20 protein-coding genes are annotated in these 19,338 nt (G+C 65.0%); 4 read left to right on the forward strand and 16 right to left on the reverse strand.

All coding sequences use genetic code 11. The features are described from left to right. Positions 1-364: 364 nt before the first annotated feature. Positions 365-1,177, reverse strand: a complete 813-nt coding sequence (gene cysQ / locus G5134_RS00845) for a 3'(2'),5'-bisphosphate nucleotidase CysQ (RefSeq protein ID WP_005308514.1) — start codon at positions 1,175-1,177, stop codon at positions 365-367. A 35-nt stretch (positions 1,178-1,212) separates the two neighbouring features. Continuing rightward, entirely contained in the window at positions 1,213-1,821 is a 609-nt protein-coding gene (gene nudE, locus G5134_RS00850; RefSeq protein ID WP_054544019.1) for an ADP compounds hydrolase NudE, read from the reverse strand. A gap of 138 nt (positions 1,822-1,959) precedes the next feature. On the opposite strand from nudE, the gene yrfG reads away from it, so the two are divergent. Continuing rightward, a complete protein-coding gene (gene yrfG, locus G5134_RS00855; RefSeq protein WP_065018348.1) occupies positions 1,960-2,628 on the forward strand; it encodes a GMP/IMP nucleotidase in 669 nt (222 codons plus the stop codon). Positions 2,629-2,697: 69 nt separating this feature from the next. Here yrfG and G5134_RS00860 read toward each other — a convergent pair whose 3' ends face one another. Then, entirely contained in the window at positions 2,698-3,804 is a 1,107-nt protein-coding gene (locus tag G5134_RS00860) for an NADH:flavin oxidoreductase (protein WP_065018349.1), read from the reverse strand. Between the two features lie 115 nt (positions 3,805-3,919). Here G5134_RS00860 and G5134_RS00865 point away from each other — a divergent pair, with 115 nt between their 5' ends. Then, positions 3,920-4,825: a LysR family transcriptional regulator gene (locus G5134_RS00865; RefSeq protein WP_017787454.1), complete on the forward strand. Its 906-nt coding sequence runs from the start codon at positions 3,920-3,922 to the stop codon at positions 4,823-4,825. Here G5134_RS00865 and tyrS read toward each other — a convergent pair. Further along, entirely contained in the window at positions 4,820-6,085 is a 1,266-nt protein-coding gene (gene tyrS, locus G5134_RS00870; protein WP_065018350.1) for a tyrosine--tRNA ligase, read from the reverse strand. The genes G5134_RS00865 and tyrS overlap by 6 nt on opposite strands. A 166-nt stretch (positions 6,086-6,251) precedes the next feature. On the opposite strand from tyrS, the gene G5134_RS00875 reads away from it, so the two are divergent. Further along, positions 6,252-7,067 (forward strand): helix-turn-helix transcriptional regulator, encoded by an 816-nt coding sequence (locus G5134_RS00875; protein ID WP_065018351.1) that lies wholly within the window; start codon positions 6,252-6,254, stop codon positions 7,065-7,067. 59 nt (positions 7,068-7,126) lie between these two features. On the opposite strand, the gene exeN is transcribed toward G5134_RS00875, so the two are convergent. The 12 genes from exeN to exeC form a co-directional block, all read right to left on the reverse strand. Continuing rightward, on the reverse strand, positions 7,127-7,882 hold the full coding sequence (gene exeN, locus G5134_RS00880) for a GspN family type II secretion system protein ExeN (RefSeq protein WP_024942326.1): 756 nt from the start codon (positions 7,880-7,882) through the stop codon (positions 7,127-7,129). Between the two features lie 61 nt (positions 7,883-7,943). Then, positions 7,944-8,435 carry a GspM family type II secretion system protein ExeM gene (exeM, locus tag G5134_RS00885; protein WP_005308496.1) on the reverse strand — a complete coding sequence of 164 codons (492 nt, stop codon included), beginning with the start codon at positions 8,433-8,435 and terminating at the stop codon, positions 7,944-7,946. Then, positions 8,432-9,616, reverse strand: coding sequence for a GspL family type II secretion system protein ExeL (gene exeL / locus G5134_RS00890; protein WP_017783585.1), 1,185 nt, complete (start codon positions 9,614-9,616; stop codon positions 8,432-8,434). Before exeL ends, exeM begins: the two co-directional genes overlap by 4 nt. Before the next feature lie 119 nt (positions 9,617-9,735). Next, entirely contained in the window at positions 9,736-10,761 is a 1,026-nt protein-coding gene (gene exeK, locus G5134_RS00895; RefSeq protein ID WP_017780398.1) for a GspK family T2SS minor pseudopilin variant ExeK, read from the reverse strand. Further along, positions 10,751-11,398: a GspJ family T2SS minor pseudopilin variant ExeJ gene (gene exeJ / locus G5134_RS00900; protein WP_024942324.1), complete on the reverse strand. Its 648-nt coding sequence runs from the start codon at positions 11,396-11,398 to the stop codon at positions 10,751-10,753. Before exeJ ends, exeK begins: the two co-directional genes overlap by 11 nt. Before the next feature lie 44 nt (positions 11,399-11,442). Further along, on the reverse strand, positions 11,443-11,802 hold the full coding sequence (exeI, locus tag G5134_RS00905) for a GspI family T2SS minor pseudopilin variant ExeI (protein WP_005308487.1): 360 nt from the start codon (positions 11,800-11,802) through the stop codon (positions 11,443-11,445). After that, complete coding sequence (exeH, locus tag G5134_RS00910; protein WP_017765227.1) at positions 11,799-12,362, reverse strand: GspH family T2SS minor pseudopilin variant ExeH; 564 nt, start codon at positions 12,360-12,362, stop codon at positions 11,799-11,801. The genes exeI and exeH overlap by 4 nt, the downstream gene beginning before the upstream one ends. A gap of 47 nt (positions 12,363-12,409) precedes the next feature. Beyond that, a complete protein-coding gene (exeG, locus tag G5134_RS00915) occupies positions 12,410-12,841 on the reverse strand; it encodes a GspG family T2SS major pseudopilin variant ExeG (protein WP_005308483.1) in 432 nt (143 codons plus the stop codon). 152 nt (positions 12,842-12,993) lie between these two features. Beyond that, the gene (gene exeF, locus G5134_RS00920; protein ID WP_005308480.1) at positions 12,994-14,214 is read right to left on the reverse strand and encodes a GspF family T2SS innner membrane protein variant ExeF; all 1,221 of its coding nucleotides are present in this window, start codon (positions 14,212-14,214) and stop codon (positions 12,994-12,996) included. A 1-nt stretch (position 14,215) separates the two neighbouring features. Beyond that, a complete protein-coding gene (gene exeE / locus G5134_RS00925; RefSeq protein ID WP_065018352.1) occupies positions 14,216-15,721 on the reverse strand; it encodes a GspE family T2SS ATPase variant ExeE in 1,506 nt (501 codons plus the stop codon). After that, positions 15,721-17,754, reverse strand: a complete 2,034-nt coding sequence (gene exeD / locus G5134_RS00930; RefSeq protein ID WP_065018353.1) for a GspD family T2SS secretin variant ExeD — start codon at positions 17,752-17,754, stop codon at positions 15,721-15,723. Before exeD ends, exeE begins: the two co-directional genes overlap by 1 nt. Positions 17,755-17,775: 21 nt before the next feature. Beyond that, positions 17,776-18,624 carry a GspC family type II secretion system variant ExeC gene (gene exeC / locus G5134_RS00935; RefSeq protein WP_306729678.1) on the reverse strand — a complete coding sequence of 283 codons (849 nt, stop codon included), beginning with the start codon at positions 18,622-18,624 and terminating at the stop codon, positions 17,776-17,778. Positions 18,625-18,838: 214 nt separating this feature from the next. Between exeC and hslR the strand changes: the two genes are divergently transcribed. Beyond that, positions 18,839-19,237 carry a ribosome-associated heat shock protein Hsp15 gene (gene hslR, locus G5134_RS00940; protein WP_065018355.1) on the forward strand — a complete coding sequence of 133 codons (399 nt, stop codon included), beginning with the start codon at positions 18,839-18,841 and terminating at the stop codon, positions 19,235-19,237. Positions 19,238-19,338: the final 101 nt, after the last annotated feature.

Raw genomic sequence — 19,338 nt, forward strand, 5'->3', positions numbered from 1 at the left:
ATCGGGATTTAATTCTCAAAAATCCCCCCTGAAACATATCACTACCATTACGGGCTTCAGCCAGTGAGATTGGGAATGGAATCGGGATCACATAAATGAGTAAAACTAAATTAAGTCAATTTAGTGAAATTTAAAACCAAATTTTCATTCATGGTCAATTTTTTATTTTGGCCAAATGATCGTTTGCAGAATTACCTGAAAAATCGTGCCATTCCGCCGCCCTCTCTTGTGATGATTCACTGTCATTCCCGCGCTTTGCCAGCGGATATTCCTGTTCATCCCCGATGAAACCAGCGGATCACACCATGCAATCAGGCGGCCATGGGGCCGCCTGATTGCCGTCAACGATAAGATATTCACCCGCTCAGTGAGCCAGGATGCTGCCCCAGGCGAGATCCGGATCTCCCATCACGATGAAGTCCGGGTTCTCCAGCGACTCCGTCTCGTTGTAGCGCAGCGGCTGCAGCGCCAGGCTGAGGATGCGGCCACCGGCCGCCTCGACGATGCACTGGGCGGCGGCAGTGTCCCACTCGCCGGTAGGGCCGAGCCGCACGTAGCAGTCGGCCGCCCCTTCCGCCACCAGACAGGACTTGAGGGAGCTGGAGCCGAGCGGGATCAGCTCGTAGTTGATAGCCGGGTTGAGGCGGCGGGTCAGGTTCTCCAGCTTCTGGCGGCGGCTGATGGCCACCACCAGCGAATCGGGCTGATCGTGTTCGTGGTGCATGGCACTGATGGGGTGCACCTCGCCGTTCGCCTCCTTGAAGGCGCCATGGCCGCGCACCGCCCAGTAGAGCACGTCAGACTCGGGGGCATAGATGACACCGAGCACCGGCACATTGTCCTGCACCAGGGCGATCAGGGTGGCGAAGTCGCCGCTGCCGGCGATGAATTCGCCGGTGCCATCGAGGGGATCCACCAGCCAGTACTGGCGCCAGTTGGCGCGCTGACTGAAGGGGATGTCGGCCGCCTCTTCGGTCAGCACGGGCACGTGGGGAGTGAGCGCCGACAGCGCCTGTTTGAGGTAGGCATCGGCAGCAAGATCGGCACTGGTGACCGGGGTCGCATCCTCCTTCAGCTGACGCTCGAACTGACCGCCGTGATAGATTTCGTGAAGGATCCGGCCCGCTTCGCGCGCGATCTCCTTGACCCCCGGCACCCAGGCCAACAACTCCTGCATCTTGTCATCCTCTGTATTCAAACTGCCCCTGCGGGCTACTCTGCCTGCTCCGCCAGCCAGCGTTGGGCCAGCAGCAGCGCACTGATGCTGCGCGACTCGGTGAAGTCGGGGCGCGCCAGCAATTCGTCGATCCGGTTCAGCGGCCAGGGGATCACCTCGAGGGGCTCGGGCTCGTCACCCACCCGCTGCTCGGGGAAGAGATCCCGCGCCAGCAAGATGTCCATCCGGCTGGAGAAGTAGCCCGGCGCCAGCGACACCTGCTTGAGCAGGGTCAGGCTGTTGGCCCCAAAGCCCGCCTCCTCCATCAGCTCCCGGTTGCCCGCCTCGAGGGCATCTTCACCCGGGTCGATCAGCCCCTTGGGAAAGCCCAGCTCGTAGGAGTGGGTGCCCGCCGCGTACTCGCGCACCAGCAGCAGGGTGTGGGCATCGAACAAGGGCACCACCATGACGGCGCCCCGGTTGCCGCCACGCATCCGCTCGTAGACCCGCTCCTCGCCGTTGGAAAACTTGAGGTGGAGCGACTCCACCTTGAACAGCCGGCTCTCGGCCACGATCTCGGCCTTGAGGATCTCCGGCTTGCTCTTGTCGTGCGCCATGGTGTCGACGCTGAGGTGGACGGGTTTGCGTTGGTGGTGATCACTCATCGGGGCTGGCTGCTCGTTAAAAAATCGTGTTTCAAGAGTAAACGACTCCCCTCCCGAACACCACGGGGCAAGGGTGGGAAAGCGGCGGGAAAAATCCGTTATAATGCCCGCCCGTTTCGACCCGACCACCGAGGCCCCATGCCGACCCCACTGCCCTGGCACCAGATAGACACTGTCCTGCTCGATATGGATGGCACCCTGATCGATCTCCATTTTGACAACCACCTCTGGCAACAGCTGGTCCCCGAGCGCTATGCCGAGCGACTCGGCCTGCCGCTGGCCGAGGCCAGAGTGCAGATCGAGGCGCACTACCAGGCCGTCAGCGGCACCCTCGACTGGTACTGCGTGGATTACTGGAGCGAGACGCTCGGGCTCGACATCCGCACCTTCAAGCAGGAGATCCTGGAGAAGATCCAGTGGCGCCCCAACGTCATCCCCTTCCTGGCCGCGCTCAAGGCCGCCGGCAAGCAGCTGGTGCTCTTCACCAATGCCCACCCTGCCAGCCTGTCGGTCAAGGATGCGCACCTCGGCCTCGCCGAGCACCTCGATCTGATGGTGAGCACCCACGAGCTGGGCTGGTCGAAGGAGAGCCAGCACTGCTGGCAGGCGCTGGCCGAGCGGCTGGCGTTCGACCCGGCCCGCACCCTGTTCGTGGATGACAGCGAGCGGATCCTGTGCGCCGCCGCCGATTACGGCATCGGCTACCAGCTCGCCATCCAGAATCCGGACAGCCGGCAGCCCGAGCAGCGCATCACCGCCTTCCCGGCGATCCGCGACTACGCCGAGCTGTTGCCGCTCGGCACCTGATACGCTCAAGGCCCTCATCGCGAGGGCCTTGTCATATCGGCTCAGCAGCCAGTCCGCTGATTAAAGCCCTCAGGCCGCGTCGCGCGGGGCCAGCACCCCCATGCCGGCCAGGTAGTCGAGGGCGCTCGGGGTGAAGCCGATCTCGGCGAGGTGCGCCGCCGTGAAGGGGGCGCGCTGCAGGGGCAGGCCGCGGCTCACCCGTTCCATCCAGTCCGGATTGCCGATAGCCGCCGTGCCCACCGCTACCAGGTCGGCGCCGCCGGCCAGAGCCAGCTCGGCCGAGGCGGCGTCGTGGATCTTGCCCGCCACCATGAGCGGTACCCGCCCGGCCAACCCGACCCGCACCGCCTCCAGCAGGGCGCCGCCATCGGGATCCCCCGCCACCGCCTTGAAGCTGTCCCCCATGGAGAAGTGCAGGTAGTCGATCCCCTCGTCCGCCAGCAGGTGCGCCACCGCCAGCTGATGGGGCAGCTCTATGCCCTGGATATGGGCATAGTTTTCGGGGGAGAGGCGCACCCCGACCAGAAAGTCCCGGGGCAGGCGGGCGCGGATGCCGCGCACTATCTCCACCAGGATCCGCGCCCGGTTGGTTATGCTGCCGCCCCAGCGGTCGGTACGCCGGTTGTGCAGGGGGTTGAGGAAGTTGCAGAGCAGGAAGTTGTGGGCGGCGTGCAGCTCGACCCCGTGCAGGCCGGCGCCATGGGCCCGCTCGGCGGCGCCCACGAAGGCCTCGATCAGCGTAAGAATTCCCTCCTCACTCAGCCCCTTGACCCCGAGCGGGTAGCGTCCACCCGGCGCCAGCGCGCACGGGCCGACCGGCGCCCCGTCGTTCAGTTCGGGCAGGGCCCGCATCCCGCCGTGATGCAGCTGCACCACCGCCAGCGCCCCGGCCTGCCGCGCACTGTCGGCCAGGGCCGTGAAGGCCTGCTGCTGGGCGTCGGTCATCAGGGCCGGCTGCCCCGCCCAGCAGCGTCCGCCGGGCTGTACCTGGGTAGCGGCGGCGATGAGCAGGCCGAAACCACCCCGGGCGCAGCGCGCCAGCCAGTCGAGCTCGGCCTGAGCGGGATCGCCGCCGGCGCCGCTCATGTTGTGGGTCAAAGGGGCCAGCACGGCCCGGTTCTTGAGCCGCAATCCGGCCCGTTCGAAGTGGAAGCTGTCGCCAAGTGCCTTGTTCATCACCCTCTCCCGGGATCGCAATGGAATGTCGCCACTATAATCCCGGGCATTCAGGATATAATCAGGTGCACAAGCAAGGCATTCATTCCCACCAGGACGCAATAGGCCGCCACACATGAGTCACCACAAGCTCGACACCCTCTACCTGATGCGCCTGCTGGTCGCCATCGTCCGCTGCGGATCCTTCGCCGCGGCGGCGGCCCAGCTCGGCATCACCCCGAGCAAGGCCTCAAAGGATCTGCGCCACCTGGAGCAGAGCCTCGGCAACACGCTCCTGAGCCGCACCACCCGCCGGGTGCAGCTGACCGACGCCGGGGAGCTCGCCTACCGCCAGGCTGACCAGATGATCGCCCTGCACGAGCAGCTGCTGGACGGCCTGCAGCGCCGCCGCTCGGCCCTGTGCGGGGAGCTGCGCATCACGGCGCCGGATCTGTGGGGCGAGGTGGTGCTGACCCCGGTGCTGCTGCGCTTTCGCGCCGACCACCCCGAGGTGCGGATCATCGCCGACTTCAGCAATACCCCGGCCGACCTGCTGCGCGACAACCTGCACGTGGCGTTTCGCAGCACCGAGCTTGGCAGCCAGCCCTATCTGGCGCGCCCCATCGCGGTGGACGATCTGGTGCTCTGCGCCAGCGCCGACTACCTGGACCACCACCCGCCCTTGCGCGAGCCGCAGGATCTGCAGCAGCACCCCCTCATCACCCGCTGCCAGGAGTACAGCCGCCACGAGCGCTGGACCCTGCTTGCCCAGGGGCGCGAGATCCCGCTGGAAGTGGCAGGCGAGCTGGCCTTCAGCAGCAAGAAGGCGATCCACCAGGCGATGCGCCAGGGGCTGGGGATCGCCCGCCTGCCGCGCTACTTGGTGGCGGCCGAGCTGGCCGAGGGGGTGGTGCGCGAGGTGCTGCCCGACTACCGTCCCAAGGGGACCGGCTTCTATGCCCTCTACACCCAGCGCCGGGCCGAGTCGGCCCTGGTCGGCCACTTCCTCGACTACGTCATCGAGGCGCTCACCCCCTCATGAGCGGATCACCAGGTGGTACTGCTTCTTGCCCCGGCGCAGCAGCAGATAGCGGCCGAACAGCCAGTCGCCGTCGGTCACTGGCCCATCCTGGCGGATCGCACCGTTGAGGCTGACCGCCCCCGCCGCCAGCAGCTCGCGAGCGATGCGCCTGGAGTTCGCCAGGCCGCACTCCACCAGCAAGGTCACCAGATCCGTTTCCCCCTCGATGGGGCTGCTCGGCAGGCCATCCTGGGCCAGCTGGGCCAGATCGCTCTCGCCAAGGCGGGCCACGTCACCGCTGAACAACAGCTCGCTGATGCGCCGCGCCGCCGCCAGCGCCCCCTTGCCGTGCACCAGCTCGGTCAGCTCCTCGGCCAGCACCTGCTGGGCCAGCTTGCGCCCCTGCCGCGTGGCATCCTCCACTTCCAGCGCCTCAATCTCGGTCAGCGGCATAAAGCTGTAGTAGCGCAGGAAGCGGTAGACATCCTCGTCCGCGGTGCCAAGCCAGAACTGGTAGAAGGCGTAGGGCGAGGTGAGCGCCGGATCGAGCCAGATTGCGCCCCCCTCGGTCTTGCCGAACTTGGTGCCGTCCGCCTTGGTGATGAGCGGCAGGGTCATGCCATAGACCTGGGCCTGATGGAGGCGGCGGGTGAGATCCATGCCGCTGGTGATGTTGCCCCACTGGTCGTTGCCGCCGATCTGCAGGGTGCAGCCGAGGCGCTGGTTGAGCACGGTAAAGTCCTGGGATTGCAGCAGAGCGTAGGAGAATTCGGTGAACGAGATGCCCTGATCCGGGCGGGCGAGGCGCTGGCGCACTGACTCGCGGGCCAGCATGGCGTTGACCGAGAAGTGCTTGCCGATGTCGCGCAGAAAATCGAGGGCGGACATCTGCCCCATCCAGTCGGCGTTGTTGACCAGCAGCGGCGCCGCCAGCCCTTCGCTGGCCGGCAGCAGCACTTTTATCTGGGCCGACAGGCTGGCCACCCAGCCCTGCACCGTCTCGGCGCTGTTGAGGTTGCGCTCGGTCGCCTTGAAGCTGGGATCGCCGATAAGGCCAGTGGCACCGCCCACCAGCGCCACCGGGGTGTGGCCCGCCAGCTGGAAGCGGCGCAGCATCAGCAGTGGCACCAGATGGCCGATGTGCAGACTGCCGGCGGTGGGATCGAACCCGCAGTAGACGGTGCGCGGGGTGGCTAGATGATCGCGCAGCGCCACCGGGTCGGAATTCTGGGCCACCAGGCCACGTCGGGTCAGCTCATCGAGCAGGTGGGGGTTGATCATGGAGTCTCCAACAGCAGGGGGAAAAGGCCACATCCTCGCCGCTCTGGCCTGCACCGAATATGTCCCCTAGGGGACAGTTTTGCCACTCTCGTGCTAGCATCCAGCTATCGTGTGACCATTGCACGACCATCGCGGGGAGCCTGCCCGCCATCCGGAACTTATCGCCATGACCCAACCCCTCACCGCAGATTCGCTGACCACGAACCTCACCGCCGTCGTCGATGCCCTGCATGACAGCGGCTTCCCGGCAGCCCTGGTGCGCCTGATCCAGCAGCAGGTGGCGTTCGACTGCGCCCTGCTGCTCGGGGTGGGACAGCGCCCCGTCTACCTCTATGACAACCTGCACTACCAGCGGGCGCTGCTGTTCGATCGCTACCTCACCCGCCACTTCAACCAGGATCCCTTTATGCAGGCGCTGGAACAGGGGCAGGGGGCCGGGGTCTGGACCCTGGCACAGGTGTCGCAGGGGCGGCTCGACCCCGAGTATCGCCACCACTTCTATCAGGCCACCGGCTGGCAGGAGGAGGTGGGGCTGATCCTGCCGGTACGGGACGGCCTCACCCTGATGCTGTTTCTGGGCCGCCTCGACAAGCGCAGCTCCCTCAGTCGTGACGAACTGGCCCGACTGGATGCGCTGTTTCCGCTGGTGCATTCGCTGTGCCGCCAGCACTGGCGGGAGGGAGCCGCGTTGCTGGCCCAGAGCCCGATGCTACCGGGTGGCGCCGATCTCAAGGCGACCGTGGAGCAGGCCATCGCCAGCGTGGGGGGCGCAAGCCTCACCCGCCGCGAGCGTCAGGTGGCGGGATTGCTGTTGCAGGGGCTCGATACCGAGGCCATTGCCGGAGCGCTTGGCATCGGCAGCGGCACGGTGAAGAATCATCGCAAGCACCTCTACGCCAAGCTGCACCTGCGCTCACGGGCCGAGCTGTTCCGCTTCTTCCTCAATCACCTCATCACGGCGCCGGCCGCCGCGGCCCCATAACGACACCACCCCGCCGGGGCGGGGTGGTGTTGATGCATGCCAGATCAGACAACAAGCCGTCAGATGCGGCCCTGGTAGCGCAGCGGGAAGCGCCCCTGACCATCGGGCTGGCCAAGGAAGGGTAGCCCCTGCTTCATCTGCTCCGGCAGCTCGGGCCCGGGTTTCAACGTGCCCTGGAACAGGTACTGGCGATTGGCCTGCAGCTCCAGCTTGCCCTGTACCTGTACCGCCTCCGAGCCCTGCTTGAGCTCGGCCACCAGCCGGGAGTCGATGCAGGTCAGCTTGATCTCGGGATCCCCCAGCACCAGCTTGCCGGCCGGGGTATCGGCATCGGCCCCGTACCAGTAGAGGTTGCCGTAGAGGTTGTCGCACCAGGGGTTGCCCTGGGCAAACTGATCCAGCTTGAGCTGCAGCTGGCCAGCCACGGTCACCGGCACGGGCAGTTGCATCGGCACCCGCGCCAACAGCCAGGGGGCCGGCACGTTGAGGGTGATGTCGCGGCCAAAAGCGGCCCCGCTCCAGCCAACCACCCCCTGCCCATTGAGGCCGCTGCGCTCGCCAAAGCGCAGGGAGACCTCAGGGGCAAAGCGCAGCAGCGACCAGCCATTGAGCTCCCAGCGCAGCTGGGTCAGCGACTCGCTGGCGTATTGCAGGCGGGCAACCTGGCCATTCCAGAGGGTGCCGCTCACCCCTTCCAGCTGCACCAGGGGCGGCAGCGGCAGATGGCGCACCACCAGAGAGGCTGGCAGCTTGGCCAGCAGGAAAACCAGATAGGCCGCCAGAAACAGCACGGCAATCAGCACTCTTTGCTTCATAGAAAACGACTCGACTGCAAACGCCCGATCAGGCGCGGGGCCCTGCTCGGGACGCGTGGTTTCATTGGGGACGGCTCAGTTGCAAGCGGCGTACCTTGACCAGACCGGGCGCCAGATTCTCGCTGGCCAGCTCGATCACCTGCACCTGCACGCCATGGCGATCCGCCAGGGTCGCCAGCCAGATCAGTAGATCATCGAACGCCACCGTGTCGATCCATACCTGCAGCTCCTGGCCCTGGGGCTGCAGCCGGGCAATCTTGATCTTCTGGTTGAAGGCGGTGCGGTTGACCACCCCTTCCAGGGTGCCACTGGTATCGAGCTGGCGGCCCTGGCCACCCTGCAGCGCCAGCACCTCTTCACCCTTCTCTTTCAGCCAGGCGAGGGTCTGCTGCTGGCTCAATACCTGCCGCTCGCGCTCGTCGATGCGGTTGCCGATGGGCTGCCAGATGACCCAGTAGCAGAAGCCGATCAACAGTACGCTGCCACCCACCGCCACCAGCCGCTGCTCGCGGGCGCTGATGCTCCGCCACCAGCCTTGTAGTTTGTCCATCATGATGATTTACCCTTCAGCACCAGTGCCCCTTCGACCTTGCCTTCGGTGCTGCGCACCTCTCCCTGCTGCACCTCGAAGCGCTTGCCGGCCAGCTCGCGAAAACGCTCGATCTCGGCAAAACCGGGGGCCGTCACCTGCAACCTGAGCTCGCCGCGAGCCGCGTCGAAACGCAGCACCTCTGGCTTGAGGCCGGGCACTTCGGCAAAGGTGGGTGCCAACTCGGTCAGCACCATCAACACCCCGTCCTGGGGCGTCTGCCCCAGTTGCTGGAGGTGCTGGGTCATCTGGCTGCGCACGTTGACGATGCGGCTCTCCCCCGGGAAGATCCGGGTGTAGACCTGCCGGATCTCCGCCTTGAGCGCCTTGTCCTGCTCCGCCAGCTGGTAGAGCTGCACGCCGCGCTGGGCAAACGCCACCACCAGCAGCGCCCCGGCCACCACCGCTACCTTGCGCCACTGCTGCCAGTAGCGGGAGTATTCGGTCTGCGGCCGGTAGGGCCCCTGCAGCAGGTTGGCCTGACTGGCGAGCGCGCCCCGGGCCAGCAGCAGCATGGGCAGCTCGGGATCGGCCGCCTGCCAGCTGGCCGCCGCAATGGCCGGCGGCGGGGTATGGCTGTGAATGGTCACCGGCGCCGGCTCCGCCGCCAGCAACATGGCCAGCAGCGGCTCGTCGGCGACGATGCCCTGACAGGGCCCCTGGCGCAGCAGCCACTCCTTGCCCAGCTGCAGCGCCGACCAGCCGTCGGTCGCCTGCGGCAGCGCCAGCACGTCCGGCAGCAGCTGCCGGCTCTTGAGACCGGCCTGATCCAGCCAGCCAAGCCAGGTCTGCATCTTCTCCTTGTCGACCGCCATCAGGTCCACCTCGTGACCCTGATGGCCCAGCACCACCAGGTGCAGCTCATCCACGTCGGAGGCGATTTGCTCCTCCAGCAGATAGGGAAGCGCGGCCGCACTCTGGCGGCTGTATTTGCCCGGCAGGCTCACCCGCCGGAAGATAAGATCGCTGCCGGGCACCAGCACCACCGCCGGGCGGCCACCGGCCCGCTCCTGCAGCTCGCCAAGGGCATGGGCCGAGGCCAGGGTACCGGAGGCGATCACCTCCTCCTCCCCGCCCGACCACACCAGCCACTCGACCGGCTGCTGCGCATTGGTCCCCAGACGGATGACCAGACTCTCGCTCACTAATGTCTCTCCTGCCATGCTCGCTCGCATCCCTCGGGATGGGCGGGCGCGCAGCCATGGGCTGCAGTCCAATCGGGGGATGGCGCGGGCCGGCCAACGACCGTCACCCGCCTCCCTTGTTATTCGGCGCCGCCGTTCAGACGGCGCAGCATCACCAGCTTGTTGTCCTTGCCGCGCACGAAGACGCTCTCCAGCCTGGCCCGGGTGTCACCCACCTCGGCAAGCAGCCTGGCTTCGAAATAGCTGCTCTTGACGTCCAGCGCCGCATCCAGTCCCTGGATGTTGCCCACCTGCACCGGCATCTGGTCCGTCATCTCCTTCTTGTTCTTCCACCCCTTCTGGGGACGGCTGGTCAGCACCCGCTTGGCATCGTCCAGCCCCACCTTGTCCAGATAGAGCGCCACCAGCAGGGCCGACTGCTCCGGCCGGATGGTGTTGACGTTCACCACCAGCTTGTCGTTGGGCAGGGCGCACACATAGGGCGCCAGCCGGGCATAAAGTTTGGCGCTCACCCCGCGCACCGCCCGCAGCTCGTCGGTGCCGAGCATCCACTGGTTGGCGGTCAGATAAGGGGGGGTGAGCCCTTCGTAATAGGCATCCTCGGCGCCGTAGCTCGACACCAGCACGGTATCCTTGTCGGTCCAGTCGCGGATGGCATCGGTCAACTGCACCGCCTCGTAATCTTCCACCTCGAGCTGCTTGAGCAGCGCCTTGAACACCTTGACCGGATAGGGCTGCTTCTCCAGATCGTCGCCGCTGATCCCGTCCTTCAACGGCACGCTCAGGCTGTTGAGGTTGAAGCAGGATTGCAGGTCTCGCACCCGGCCGGTGAGCTTGCCGTCATCCACCGGGAAGACCGCATCCTGGCGCGCCCAGTTCTGCCCCAGGCTGACCACGTTGGGGTCATCCTTGAAATCCTGGGCCAGCACCTTGCTCACCAGCGCCTCCGCCGACATGGCATACCACCAAGCCTGCTTGCCGGCGGTGAGGTTGGCGGTGCGGCGCAGCTCCAGCTGCAGGCGGCCGCTCATGTTGCTGGCGATGATCACCATCACCGACAGGATGAGCAGCACCACCAGCAGGGCCATGCCCCCCTGGCGGCCCGGAGTGGTGCGGGATCGGCCCCGGCCGCGCTTAATTGCCATTGTCCGCTCGCTGGCCGCCGGCGCCGATCAGGAACTGGCGGCGAATGGTTCCATAGTCTTCAAGATCCAGCTCTACCGCCAACCCGTAGGGCAGCACGTTGCGCTGGGTCCACTCCTCTTTCCAACTGCCCTTGTCGTAGAAGTAGAGTCGCAGCGCCGTCACCCGATCCAGCATCGGCTGAATGCGCGGCTCGGTGCCGATCACCGGATCCGGGTAGAGGTAGCTCAGCCGCTCCAGCTTGTGATCCTTGAGCCGCCAACCGACCCGCTGCAGGCCGGAGCGCGGCAGCATGCCATCGGGGTTGAGCCAGCCGCCGCGCATGAAGGCCATACCCCAGTCGTCGCTCTGCTGACCGAAGCGGGAGGCCGCCAGCAGCACCTTGTTGCTCTCGCCGTCGATGCGGCCGCTGCGCGGCACCATCTGGGTGACGTCCCGCTCCAGCACGGAGAAGGCCAGCTGCAGCTCGGAGAGACGCGCCTCCTTGCGCTTGGCCACCTCGTCGCTGGTGAGCACTCCTTGCAGCACCTGATAGGCGCCCAGGCTCAGGCCGGCGAAGATGGCGATGGCCACCAGCATCTCCAGCAGGGTAAACCCCGCCTGACGCCGGCTAATGGAGAGACGTTGGTGAATGTTCATCGGCTGATGCCGGCTCCGGCTTATGGAGACACCTTGATGCAGGTTCATCGGCTGATATAGGTCCGGATCATGGCCACCGGGCTGTCGGCCTTGGGCGCGGTACGCACTTCCATGTCCAGCGCCTTGAAGTTGCTGTCGGCAGTGGCGACGCCGCGATAGCGCCAGTACCAGGTCTGGCCCGCCATCTGCTCGTCCCCCTCCACCCAGCTGTCACCGGGCCACTTGGCTTCGAGCTTCTGCTGCACCAGCTGGTTCTCCACCACCCAGGTCGCCAGGGTCTTCTGTTCCAGATAGTTGAGGCCGGAGAGGTGCTCGCTGGCGGTCTTCATCACCGCCAGCCCGGCGATGGCAAACACCGCCAGCGCCACCATGACTTCCAGCAGGGTCATGCCGCGGGCGTTCATTCCTCTTCCTCCTCGTCCTGCAGCAGGCGCAGGCGGCCGAACTCGTCCGCCTTGACCGTGCGCACATAGCGCTGATCGTCGTCCTGCTGGGTCAGGGTCAGCACGAAGGGGGTCAGCTCGCCACCGGGAAAGATGAACACCTGGGGCGTGCGCTCCTTCTCGTCGCGCCCCTTCTCGTACTTCTCGTCGGAGTCGGTCCGCCAGCTGAAGCCCTCGAGCTCGATGGCCAGCTGCATGTTGTCGGGCAGCTCGACCCGATCCAGCAGCTTGTCGCCGCTCATCACCTGCCACTTGCGATCCTTGGCCGCGCGCTGCATGAACTGCCAGCCGTTGTCCTCCACCCGCAGGCCCACCAGCCGGCCATCCATCACCGAGTACTCCTGCGCCTGCTGCAGCACGGCCATGAAGCGGCGCGCCTGCTTGTCGAGCTCCCGATCCCCCCTGGCGCCGCCCATGCTGAGGGTGACGGCAGTGGCCACCAGACCCATCAACATGGCCACCAGCAACACTTCCAGCAGGGTAAAACCGGCCTGGCGACGGGCAGAAGAGGCCACCTTCATTCAGGCAGCCTCGGCATGTCTCGGTGAGCGCGACGCGGCGGGATCACTTATTGGAAATCCTTCAGGTTCCAGTTGCCGATGTCGTCATCGGTACCGGCTTCGCCATCCAGCCCCATGGAGAAGATGTCGATCTTGCCGAACTGGCCCGGGCTCAGCATCTGGTACGGGTTGCCCCAGGGATCCTGCGGCAGGCGCTTGATGTAGCCCCCTTCCCGGTAGCTGCGCGGCTCAGGTGCGGCGGTCGGCTTGTTGACCAGCGCGTCCAGCCCCTGCTCGGTGGTCGGGTAGCGGTTGTTGTCCAGCTTGTACATGTCGAGGGCGTTTTCCAGCGCCACTATGTCGGAGACCGCTTTCTGCTGGTCAGCCTTCTCCTTGTTGCCCATCAGGTTGGGCACCACCAGGCTGGCCAGGATCCCCAGGATCACGATGACCACCATCACTTCCAGCAGGGTAAAACCCGATTGACGACGCTTTTGCATTACTTTGACTCCCTCACAGATGAGATGGCATGAACCATCGACGATTGATTGTTAAACCGCGATCGCTCGATGACGCCTGTCGGCTAATCGAACCGACGAGGTCGATTGGATTGGTAGGTTCGAATAGCGAAGCGTATTCGAACGTCCGAACCTTACAAATTCACCATGTTGTTGAGCTCGAGGATCGGCTGCAGGATCGACATCACGATAAACAGCACCACCCCGGCCATGGAGACCACCAGCATGGGTTCGAACACCCCGAGGGCGATGTTCACCTGGGTTTCGAACTCCCGATCCTGGTTGTCCGCCGCCCGCTCCAGCATGTTGTCGAGCTCGCCGCTCTGCTCGCCGGAGGCGATCATGTGCAGCATCATGGGCGGAAAAATTTTGGTTTCATCCAGCGACTTGCGCAGGCTGGTCCCCTCCCGCACCCGCTCGGTGGCCTCACCGATGCGCATGCGGGCAAAGTCGTTGGAGAGCACTTCGCCGGAGATCTTCATCCCCTCCAGCAGCGGCACGGCGCTGGCATTGAGGATGCTCAGGGTGCGGGCGAAACGGGCGGTGTTGAGCCCACGGCTGACCCGACCGATCACCGGCAGGCGCAGGATCACCTGGTGCCAGTGACGGCGACGCTTGTCGTCGGTCAGCCACCAGCGCCAGACAAAGCCGCCCACCAGCAGCAGCAACAGGAACCAGAGGCCGTAGTGCTGCATCAGCTCGCTGGTACCGATGAGGAAGCGGGTGGTGGCCGGCAGTTGCTGGCCCATGTGCTCGAACTGGGCCACCACCTTGGGCACCACGGCGGTGAGCAGGATGGAGATGACGCCGATGGCGACGCAGGTGAGGACGATGGGGTAGATCATCGCCTGCAGCAGCTTGGTGCGCATGTGCTGACGCTGCTCTGTGTAGTCGGCGAGGCGGTTGAGCACCTTCTCCAGGTGACCGGACTTCTCGCCGGCCGCCACCATGGAGCGGAACAGCTGATCGAACACATGGGGGAAAGCCCCCAGCGAATCGGCCAGCGAATAGCCCTCCACCACCTTGCTGCGCACCGTGGCCACCATGCTGCGCAGGTGGGCCTTCTCGCACTGCTCGGCGACGGCCTTGAGCGCCTCTTCGATGGTGAGGCCGGCCCCCACCAGGGTCGCCAGCTGGCGGGTGATCATCGCAAGCTCGGCGGTGCTGGCACCACGGCGGAACAACACGAAGCGGTTCGCCTCGCGCTTGGCCTTCTCGGTGGTCTCGTTCACCTCGAGCGGGGTCAGCCCCTGCTCGCGCAACAGCTGGCGTACCTGACGGGCGGAATCCCCCTCCAGTACGCCGCTCTTGTTGCGACCCTTGCCATCGAGGGCCTTGTATTCAAATGCCGCCATCTCAGTCTTCCCGGGTCACGCGCAGCACCTCTTCGAGGCTGGTCTGCCCCTTGAGCACCTTGTCGATGCCGTCGCGGCGGATGCTGGGGGTGTGACCCCGGATCAGTCGCTCGATGGCCAGCTCGCCGCTGGCGCTATGAATCGCCTCGCGTACCGCCTCGTCCACCACCACCAGCTCGTGGATGCCGGTCCGGCCGCGATAGCCGGTGTGGTTGCACTGCTCGCAGCCCACCGGCCGCCACACCTGCTGATCAGGCGCCAGCTCGATGCCCATGGCGAGGCGCTCCTGCTCGGTAATGGGGCGCGGGGCGCGGCAATCGGGGCAGAGGGTGCGCACCAGCCGCTGGGCCAGTACCGCCAGCAGTGAGGAGGAGAGCAGGAAGGGCTCGATGCCCATGTCCCGCATCCGGGTGATGGCGCCGATGGCGGTGTTGGTGTGCAGGGTCGACATCACCAGGTGACCGGTCAGCGACGCCTGCACCGCGATCTGGGCGGTCTCGAGGTCACGGATTTCCCCCACCATCACCACGTCCGGATCCTGACGCAGGATGGCGCGCAGGCCGCGGGCGAAGGTCATGTCCACCTTGCTGTTGACCTGGGTCTGGCCCACCCCTTCGAGGTCATATTCGATGGGGTCTTCGACGGTCAGGATGTTGCGATCCCGCGAGTTGATCTCGGAGAGGGCCGCGTAGAGGGTGGTCGACTTGCCCGAACCGGTCGGGCCCGTCACCAGAATGATGCCGTGAGGCTTGCGAATGAGTTCGCTGATGATGTTGCGGTTGGCCAGCGTCATGCCGAGCTGCTTGAGCTCCAGGCGCACGTTGTTTTTGTCCAAGAGACGCAGCACCACCCGCTCGCCATAGCTGGACGGCATGGTGGAGACCCGCACGTCCACCGCCCGGCCGCCGATGCGCAACGAGATGCGGCCATCCTGCGGCACCCGCTTCTCGGCGATGTCCATCCGCGACATGACCTTGATGCGCGACACCAGCAGGGAGGCGAGCTTGCGATGGGGGCGCAGGATCTCCCGCAGCACCCCATCGATGCGAAACCGGATCACCAGGGCGCGCTCGAAGGTCTCGATGTGGATGTCGGACGCCTCTTCTTTTATCGCCTCACTCAGCATGGCGTTGATGAGGCGAATGATGGGGGCGTCGTCGTCGGCGTCCAGCAGGTCTTCGCTCTGGGGCAGCTCTTCGGCCAGCGCGAAGAAGTCCATCTCGTTGCCGAGATCCTCCATCAGCTGGCGCGCCTCGGAGGAGTCGCGCTGGTAGTGGGCCATCAGCAGCTCTTCGAAGGTCTCGCCGTCCATCTGCTCCACCGTGAAGGCGCAACCCGCCACCCGCCGTACTTCCAGCAGGGTTTGCGGCGTCACGCCCTGGCGGCAGAGCAGCACCGGGGCCCCCTGCCGCTCGGTCAGGATCACGCCGAAGTTGCGGGCGAAGGCAAACGGCAGCTCGGGTAGGGCTGCCGGCATGTCGACGCCATCCAGCTGGTATGCCGCCATTACTTGTTACCCACGAATGGCTGGGATCCGCCGCTCGTCTGCGGGGCTGACTGTGTCTGCTGGAGCTGCTTCTGCACCTCGGGCGACATGGTCACGTCCTGGCCGTACTGGGGCAGCACCTGGCGCTTGGGCGAGGTGAGGTACCCCTCCTGCGCCGCCGCATCCAGTTGTTCGGAGCGGAACTGGGAGTACTTGTTGCCGGAGATGCCGCTGTAAACGTCGGAGTCACGCAAGATGGTGGGCCGGATAAACACCATCAGGTTGCGTTTGGAGGTGGTATTGCTAGTGGAGCGGAACAGGTAGCCCAGCACCGGGATGTCGCCCAGCAGCGGCACCTTGGAGACCTTCTCCTGGGTCTTCTCGTCCATCAAGCCGCCCAGCACCACTGTCTCGCCACTCTTCACCAGCACGGCGTTCTTGATGGTGCGGGTATCGAAGGTCGGGCCCAGAGTGGCGGTCCCGGTCGCCTGGGTCTGCGCCACGCTGGAGACCTCCTGCTCGATGTTGAGCAGCACGGAGTCCCCCTCGTTGATCTGCGGCGTCACCACCAGCTTGGTCCCCACCGTCTTGCGTTCGATGGTGTTGAACACCTGATCGCTGGTAGTAGAGCTCTGGGAGCCGCTCTGCACCGGCACTTCCTGGCCGACGTTGAAGGAGGCTTCCTTGTTGTCCATGGTGACGATACTCGGGGTGGAGAGAATATCGTTCTTGGTGTTGGTCGACAGGGCCGTCACCAGCGCGGCCCAGTTGCCCTTGTAGAAGCCGGCCGCCATGCCGTCGAAGCCACCGGCCAGTTTGGACAGCGCATCCGTGTTGCCGTTGTCCTTGTAATCCTTGGCCGCGATGGCCACCGAGCCGATGGGCAGGTTGGTGTCGGTGAACTGGGTGCCGCCGCCATTGGTGTTGGCCCACTGCACCCCGAGGTTGAGGCCATCGCCATCGGCGATCTCGACGATGATCGCCTCCACCAGCACCTGGGCACGGCGGATGTCGAGCTTGGCCACCACCTGCTCCAGCTCGGACATCACGTCCGGCTGGGCGGTGATCACCAGCGCATTGGTGGTCTCGTCGGCGGAGATGGCCAGCTTGCCACCGCCGATGCTGGCACCGCCACCGCCTGTGGTGGTCGCCGCGCCGCCCTTCTTGTCCGCTTCGATGCTGGAGCTGACGCCCTTGAGCACCTCCACCAGATCCTTGGCCTTGCCGTATTTCAGATAGAAGACCCGGGTGTTGCCCTGGCTCTGCAGGTCACGGTCGAGCTGGTGCACCATCTGGATGATGCGGGCGCGCGCCTTGGGCTCGCCGCTCACCACCACGGAGTTGGTGCGCTCGTCGGCCACCACCTTGGGGGCCAGCAGCAGGGAGGTGTTGGCCCCCTGGTTGTTGCCGTCCTTGTTGAGGTTGGTCACCAGCCGCACCATTTCACCGGCGGAGGCGTACTTCAGCTTGACGATGTCCACTTCCTGGTCGCCCGCCTTGTCGACCCGGCGCACCACTTCCACCAGCCGGTTGACCACGGCGGCGCGGCCGGTGATCAACAGCACGTTGGAGGGATCGTAGTGGACCACGTTGCCGCCGCCGGCGTTGTCATTGAGCTGGCGCAGCAGCGGCGCCAGCTCGCGCACCGAGACGTTGCGCACCGGCACGACCCGGGTCACCATCTCGTCGCCGCTGCCGGGGTTGCTCTCGTCCACCACCGGGATGGCGGAGGTCTTGGCATCCTTGGAGCGCACAACCTTGAGCACGCCGTTGTCCATCGGGACCACGGCGAAGCCATAGACGTCGAGCACGCTCAGGAAGAACTGGTAGTACTGGTCTTCGTTGAGCAGGTCATAGCTGCGGACGTTGATCTTGCCCCGTACCGACGGCTCTATGATGATGGTCTTGTTCAGGTTCTTGCCGACCGTGTTGATGAACTCTTCGATGTCGGCATTCTTGAAGCTGGCGGAGTATTCGGTGGCCCAGGCTGAGCCTGCCATCATCAACGCCGCGGCCACGGTGGCCAGACGCCAGCCCTTCCCTTTATTTGTCATTCTTGGTGCTACTCCAATTCATTATTCTGACAAGCCGACATAAACGTCGTAGAGCTGTCCTTGCCGCTCGACGGTGACGGTCATTTCCGTTGCGCCAGCCACCTGCTGCATCGCCTGCATGGCCTGAGCGTTATCCCGCAGATCCAGCCCGTTGATGCTGACCGCCATGTCGTTGGCGACCAGCCCGAGTTGATTGAACAGTTCCGGATTGCGACCCGGATTGAGGCGATAGCCGACCATGCGACCATCGACCCGGACCGGGGAAATATTGAGGTAATCGGTGATCTTGCCGGGGTTGCCCATCAGTTCGTTGCGTACCGAGGAGAGCTTGTCGTCCTGCTTGCCCTGCTGGGGCAGCGGCTTGCCGTACTCCTCCCCGTCCAGCATCAGGGTCTCGTCGCGCCCATCCCGCTCGATGATGACACGGTCGGCAAATACCTGGCGGATCTTGGCCTGGGTGCCGTCGATGAGGTCACCGATGCCATAGGAGTTCTGCAGCCCGTTGTGGGCAATGATGGCGATGGACTTGGCGGGATCCGAACTCGCCAGCACGCCATTGAGCTGGGCGTTGAGCTGGGTCTTGGGAGCATCGGCTGCGACAACATCGGCCGCCTGGGCCTGCTGCCTGGCCTTGCCGAACAGCGCCAGCCGGCTGACGCCGCTCAGATCGAGCCGGTCTGAACCCTGGCCCTGACTGGCTACCACCGATGGCAGCCAGGGTTGACTGACGGGGCGGCTGCCGAGATCCAGCAGACGCCAGGTGAGACCGGCACACTGGTGGGCCAGCAACAGCAGCAGAAGCCAGAACAGAGGCTGGCTGAAACGGGAGAGTGGCACGGTTTTACAACGGGCCAGAAGGGAGCTCAACAAGTCATCCCTGAACGGTAGCGTCATGTTTATCAATATTTTCTGGCATCCAAATCGGTTGGCTATTGTGTACGGCAATGGACCCAGAGACAACCGACCGGATGGGAGTAAGCTGCGAAAATTGACATTCCGTCACACCCTTGGGCCCCCTGTTTCTATCCCGGGGCCTGCCTCTGGTATAATCAGGCACCCCTTTCAGCCATTCCGGAGTCGATTCATGCCGAACCCCGCAGAAATCTCAACCCAGGTCCGTCTCGACAAGTGGTTGTGGGCGGCACGTTTTTACAAGACCCGCAGCCTGGCCCGCGACCAGATTGAAGGGGGCAAGGTGCACTACAACGGCCAGCGCAGCAAGCCGGGCAAGCATGTCGAGGTCGGCGCCCTCATTCGTTTCTGGCAGGGCCAGGACGAGCGGGAAGTGCGGGTGCTCGAGGTGAGCGAGCAGCGCAAATCCGCCCCGCTGGCCCAGCAGCTCTATGAAGAGACCGAGGCCAGCCTGAAACGACGGGCGGAAAACAGCGAGGCACGCCGCTTCAACAGCCAGTTTGCCCCGAGCCCCGAGCGTCGTCCCGACAAGCAGGAGCGGCGCCAGCTGATCAAGGTCAAGCAATATTGACCCGCCAAGATGGCCCTTTTATGACGACAGATGGCGGAATAAGTTCCTAACCACCTGTTTATTAATGTTTTTATCTATTTACCCCACCGAAGAACCCAGGA

This window comes from Aeromonas sp. 600276, assembly GCF_049175815.1.
GTDB classification, from domain to species: Bacteria; Pseudomonadota; Gammaproteobacteria; order Enterobacterales; family Aeromonadaceae; genus Aeromonas; species Aeromonas dhakensis.